The sequence below is a fragment of the Chitinophaga sp. genome (genome assembly GCF_036566945.1).
Lineage (GTDB): Bacteria > Bacteroidota > Bacteroidia > Chitinophagales > Chitinophagaceae > Chitinophaga.
This window is the reverse complement of sequence record NZ_DATCVJ010000061.1, coordinates 1-5626: the sequence shown is the minus strand read 5'-3', so window position 1 is coordinate 5626 and position 5626 is coordinate 1. Positions and strand designations below refer to the sequence as shown.

The 5626-nt window shown below is 41.9% G+C and carries 6 protein-coding genes; 1 reads left to right on the top strand and 5 read right to left on the bottom strand.

Translation table 11 applies throughout. From position 1 onward, the window contains the following. From VIP81_RS01855 to VIP81_RS01845, 3 genes are all read right to left on the bottom strand, one after another. The coding region (locus tag VIP81_RS01855) for a SusC/RagA family TonB-linked outer membrane protein (protein ID WP_331956777.1) at positions 1 to 1170 on the bottom strand (1170 nt) is incomplete at its 3' end. A 92-nt stretch (positions 1171 to 1262) separates the two neighbouring features. After that, the gene (locus tag VIP81_RS01850; protein ID WP_331956776.1) at positions 1263 to 2387 is read right to left on the bottom strand and encodes a FecR family protein; all 1125 of its coding nucleotides are present in this window, start codon (positions 2385 to 2387) and stop codon (positions 1263 to 1265) included. Between the two features lie 49 nt (positions 2388 to 2436). Next, positions 2437 to 2979 carry an RNA polymerase sigma-70 factor gene (locus tag VIP81_RS01845; protein WP_331956775.1) on the bottom strand — a complete coding sequence of 181 codons (543 nt, stop codon included), beginning with the start codon at positions 2977 to 2979 and terminating at the stop codon, positions 2437 to 2439. 124 nt (positions 2980 to 3103) lie between these two features. Here VIP81_RS01845 and VIP81_RS01840 point away from each other — a divergent pair, with 124 nt between their 5' ends. Next, positions 3104 to 4192, top strand: coding sequence for an MrcB family domain-containing protein (locus tag VIP81_RS01840; protein WP_331956774.1), 1089 nt, complete (start codon positions 3104 to 3106; stop codon positions 4190 to 4192). A 6-nt stretch (positions 4193 to 4198) separates the two neighbouring features. Here VIP81_RS01840 and VIP81_RS01835 read toward each other — a convergent pair whose 3' ends face one another. Together VIP81_RS01835 and VIP81_RS01830 are read right to left on the bottom strand one after the other, a co-directional pair. Then, positions 4199 to 4651: a hypothetical protein gene (locus VIP81_RS01835; RefSeq protein ID WP_331956773.1), complete on the bottom strand. Its 453-nt coding sequence runs from the start codon at positions 4649 to 4651 to the stop codon at positions 4199 to 4201. 4 nt (positions 4652 to 4655) lie between these two features. Beyond that, positions 4656 to 5626 (bottom strand): hypothetical protein (locus tag VIP81_RS01830; protein WP_331956772.1); only part of this gene is annotated, 971 nt, incomplete at its 5' end.

Sequence of the window (5626 nt, the reverse complement as noted above, 5' to 3'; positions counted from 1 at the left end):
TCTTTGTGTAGCGATGTCGCTGGTGATCTTTCCGTCCTTCTCATCTTTCCAGATCTGCACCGCCTCAGCAATAGGGCTACGGCTGCCGGGTGTAAACAGGCTGTTGAACCGACCCGCTTTAAACAATATTTGCTGAGCATCTATATAATCACTGGTGCTCATTAAATGCAGCTGGCTGAAGTCGGGCTTCTTTCCGAAAATAATATTTGTTCTCACTTCCACTGTAGGACGCTGATTCAATTTGCCCTGACGCGTAGTGATTACAATTACCCCATTTGCCGCCCTCACCCCCCAGATAGAAGCCGCAGCGGCGTCTTTCAGGATGGTTACACTTTCCACATCATCAGGATCGATGCTATTCATATCGCCTTCTATCGGGAAACCATTTACCACTATCAACGGCTGATCTTCTGAGAAAAGGGTACTGCGGCCGCGTAAACTCAGCTTCGGTTTATCGGAAGTTACACTTCTTGAAAAAGATAAACCGGTGCTCAATCCTTCCAGTTTATCGATGATATTGGTGGAGATGCGCTTGTCCAGCTGCGACTTATCTACCTGTGAAAACGAGCCAGTAGCACGTTCTTTCGGGAGTGTCACATAGCCCGAAGTGACCACTACTTCGCTGAGCTTCTTTTTATCTTCTTCCAGATAAATTATTTGTTCCTCCTCCGCTCTTATCTCTTTAGTAATATATCCTAAGAAAGATACCTGCAACAGCGGATGCTGAATACCCGTAGTTATAGCAAACGCGCCGCTGCTATTGGTGGTCGCTCCTTTATCCGTACCCTTTACGCGGATCGTAGCACCGATAAGCGGTTGCTTATTATCCGACGACAATACCTTGCCAATAATGGTATATTCCGCCGCCATTGCTGCCACCACAGCCTTTGGCGTTACCACAATCGTTTTATCCACCACCTTCCAGGTAAAAGGGATCTGGCTGAAACACTGTTGCAAAGCCGATTCCAGCGTTGCCTTTTTTACCGACAAGCTAATAGTGCCGGCCTTTTTCACCGACTCGTTATTATATAAAAACTCGTATCCGGTTTGTTGCTGAATAACGGCAAATGCGTTTTCCGCAGACACATTCTGCAGACTCGCCGTTACTGACTGCGCGCATAGCGATACTATATACTGCATACAAAGCAGTAACATGAACAATCGTTTCATTTGCTACAAGAGATTTTGGCTCAGCGAGCATGACAATCATATACCCGTAACGTTCCGGGCATCAAGCTGGCATTACACTGGTTCGTTGTTGATTAAAATGCTACGTTTATTTGTCTTCCGTTTAATTTAAAATTGGCACCCCCTGTTTGATTCAATAACTCCAGTACTTTTTCTATATTATCGTAGCGCTGTATAGCACCGGTGAAGTGCTGGCTACTTGTTTTTCCTTTTGGATATACCGCCGTTACATCGTACCAGCGCTCTAACTGGTGCAATACCGTAGTAATATCATCATTTCTAAATACAAACATCCCCCTTTTCCAACCCGTCAACGCCGCGATATCCATTTGCTGCGTAGTGGTGTTTCCGTTACTCGTGATGCCCACCCAACCTGGCTGCAGCACCGTGGCATTTACCCTTACACTACCACTAACCAAAGCCGTTTGTACCGCCAGCTCATTTTCATAAGCCATGATATTGAACTCGGTTCCTAATACCGTTACGGCTACTTGTCCTGCGGTAACGCTGAAAGGCTTCGCCGCATCCGCCGCCACCGCGAAGTAAGCTTCTCCCGTAAGATATACCTGCCGGCTATTCCCCGTAAAATGTACCGGGAACCGCAGCGATGATTCCGCATTCAACCACACCTCCGTGCCATCACTCAACGTAAGCCGGTAATCCATTCCCCGCGGTATTTGCAGGGTGTTATAAACCAACGGACCCGTGGTTTCTTTATATGCCAGCTGATTGCCCTGCTGCCGGATTTTTGCGCCACTTTGCTCTGTCAACAACGTATCTGTTGCACTCAGTACGACTTCGCTTCCATTCCCCATCACCAACACCGGCTTCCCCTTCGTTTGCTGCGCCTTCACAATCACCGGCGCCACGGGTTCCATACTACTCGTATACCACCACTTAGCCCCAATAGCCAATATCATCAGCGCCATGGCTGCCGCCACGCGCCCCCAGGGAATCATTCTCTTTACCATCACCTCGCCCTCAATTCGATCCCAGGCCCGCTGTGGATGATATTTCCCCATCTGCACCATCTCCTCTTTCAACACCTCCTCCTTACTCAACTCATCAAACAACAACCTGTTATCCTCACTCGCCGCTACCCATGCCGCTAACTCCGCACTCTCTTCCTCAGATAGCGTATTATCCCAATACTTTACGATTAACCGGGACGTGTGATACAGGTGATTAAATGATTCCATGTGCTGCTATATCTATAAACAATCTACTGATTGCAAATGGGTGAAAGATCTAAAAATATTTTTCTGAAACGAGGAAACATAATGCCAGAAAGGATTCCGGCTTTAATCTTAACTTCAACAACTCCAATGCCCTGGCTTTTTGCGTTTTTACCGTGTTAATGGAAATCTTCAATTCATCAGCGATCTCCTGGTTTTTTAAGCCGTCCAGATAACTGAGCTTGAAAACATTACGGCAGCCTTCCGGCAAAGAAGCAATAGCCCGGTGCACTTCCCCCCATACCTCGGCTTTGAGGACTGCCGCCTCTTCGGCGACTTCCGTTTGCGTTTGTGCGTATTTTTTTTCCACCTTCTGGTGCTTCAGGTGGTTCAGACAGGCGTTTCTCACCATTACATACAGGAATGTTTTAATAGCCGGGAGGTCTGTTATCTCGGCATTGCGTTGCCAGAATTTAATAAATGCTTCCTGAACAATATCCTCTGCTGTGGCGGAATCGGCGATGATTTGATCTGCGAATCGGCATAAGCGCAGGTATAGCAGGTCAAATAATGACTTTAATTGGTGGTGGGAGAGGTGTGGATCGCCAGTACGCATGTGGGGTAAATTTAGGGAGAATAGGGGGGATTTGCAAAGGTGGTTTTGCGGAGGAATTTGTAATTTTAAGAATCATACTGAGAATTACTGTACTATTTCAAAATACCCATTATCATCCATCGTTATGATTAGAGAATTGTTTGAAGATATATTGGAGCATTATTTAGAAGATAAGCAGATATATGCAGCCCTAGCAGACAAGAAACTAAGTTCCCTATTCACGTTTACCAAACTGGAAAAGGAATTACCCGCTAAATTCAAAGAGGTCAGCAGCTTAAGTGATCATTATCTATTTGAAGGATCGATCGGAAAAGGAAACATGGCAGAAGTTCCGCATTTATGCATATTCGATACCGCCATTACTACCTCTGCACAAACGGGTTACTATATTGTCTACCTGTTTGAAGCGAATATGTCGAGGATTTACTTAACACTCGAACAAGCATGGACCCAATACGAAAGTAAATATGGGCGAATCAATGCCAAGACTGAAATAGCCATCAATACAGATAAAATACGTAATATCATTAGGTCTGCTGACGGATTCTCCTTTAAAAGACCAGTACTAAATGCTACACGAACATTAGCTAAAGGCTATGAGCTAGGTGCTATTTGTTCCAAAGTATACGATGCCCGTAACCTTCCTACTGAAACGGAGCTAATAGATGATTTACGGAATTTAGTTGGTGTATATAAAGAGTTGAAGGGACTGGTAGGCACTAATATTTTGGAGATAGACACCCGGTCAAAAGAGGAGATATTTCAAGATGAGATACAAAATATTGTTGCTGAAACGCCTCCAATAGGGCCGATCCCCAAAGGATATAAGAGAGTCAATACTGGGGAATCATGGAAACGAAATGGCGGCATAGCCGCCCAAGCACTAGCAAATGCAGGGCATAAGTGTGAATACCAATCACATCATGAGACCTTTATCAGTGTTAGATCAGGAAATCATTTTGTAGAGGCCCATCATTTGATCCCGATGCAGTTTCAGGATAATTTCAAATACAGTCTTGATGTACCTGAAAATATTATTGCGTTATGTCCTAATTGTCATAGAGCTATTCATTATGCAAATGGGGATGTTAAAAAGGAAATGTTGAGGGTATTTCTTCAGGAAAGGAGAGAAGGGTTGAATAAGCGCGGGATAAAGATAATGGAGGATTTGTTGGTGGAGATGTATATGAAGAATAAGGAGTTTGTGGAGTAGGTTAAATTAGGCACAAATGAGCTCCATACTCTTCGCAGATCTTCGTCCACTGGGTATTGCATTCAATATTTTCTGGCTTTGTGTTGTTGAGAATGGAGGCTTACTTTCCGGCATAAAAAAAATTTGCAAGCCATTATTCGGTGTAAAAGTAGCCAAACCAATATTGTACTGTTTAAAAAGTTCAATATTCTTGCTTGCTGCATGCTTTGATTTTTCATCCATGACAACATAGCATAAATTAGAAAAGCTTCGATATCTAAAAGCCTGCAAGGCTGCTCTCTTCCAATTTTTCAGTTTTAGTTCAAAAGAAACAATCGTGGTCTGTTGATTTTGCTTTGAATACAATACAAAATCAGGTATACCAAATAACCCACCATACTCTTTAAAATAAGTATTACCAAAGGTCTTTTTGAGATACTTTTCAAAACAAACTGACATTTCCGCTTCCGTAGTGAACATGAGGCTAAATTAAGGATTTTTGAAATGATTTAATAACATTAAGCCAAGTGGGTAAATGCGAACCATCACTATTTTCATCTAGGTAAATCACATTTTGTATTTCCTTAAAGGTTTCAATTGACTTCTCTATCTCTATTCTAACAAAATCGATTCTCTCTATTTGGTTTGCTGGTAAAGACTTTATTTGTTTATCAAAAACGACAAAATAATGTTTATATGGCTCTGATTTTGCAAAATGCCACTTAAAATCAGGTTTAAGCATTAAGGGTCTATATTCCGAATCGTCAAAATATGCTTCATAGTGGGGAATAAGATCCCTCATGGCATCTATATATTGATAATCTATCCACTGCAATAGCTTAGAGCTATATAATCTTGCATTAGGGGATCTCATAGGGTTTTTCTCCAGGTCTTGAAATCGTTTAATCCCAAAAGATCTCAAATTCTCATAAGATCCAATAGATATAGAATCCGGCATGGCAATACTATAGAGAAATGCCTCTGTATTTGTATAACCTAAATGGACTTCTAACCCATTTTCTTTTAGGACTCGTATAAATTTAAGTACATTCAATAAGTAATCAAAATCCTTAATCTGCTTCGTTTTAAAATCATTCTCGAATATCAAATAAACTCCATTGGCTTGTCTATGCCCTGTGATCCAATTAAGAACTTCATTTCTTTTCTCTATATCAGTCAACATTATCTTCTTTACGATAACAGATAAGAGCGTCGTCTTACTAATATTCCTATCGGCTAAATTTTTCAAAAAAGGGCGCACAAAATAATTGGTACATTGAGGAAAATAGCTAGATGGATTATCATCATAATACCTTGTAGGAATTACCAAATACTGGAAATTATTCTTCAGCTGATAGTTAATGCATTTCTCAGCCAAAATGTTGCTATAATCATCCAAATCGGTCGTCTCAAAATCAGGGGTAAAGTTTCCAGGGAAAAAAGGATACGTATCCA

Bases quoted from the DNA above. Each gene is read 5' to 3' on its own strand.
- VIP81_RS01850 (WP_331956776.1), bottom strand. From the start codon at position 2,387: ATGGAATCATTTAATCACCTGTATCACACGTCCCGGTTAATCGTAAAG.
- VIP81_RS01845 (WP_331956775.1), bottom strand. From the start codon at position 2,979: ATGCGTACTGGCGATCCACACCTCTCCCACCACCAATTAAAGTCATTA.
- VIP81_RS01840 (WP_331956774.1), top strand. From the start codon at position 3,104: ATGATTAGAGAATTGTTTGAAGATATATTGGAGCATTATTTAGAAGAT.
- VIP81_RS01835 (WP_331956773.1), bottom strand. From the start codon at position 4,651: ATGTTCACTACGGAAGCGGAAATGTCAGTTTGTTTTGAAAAGTATCTC.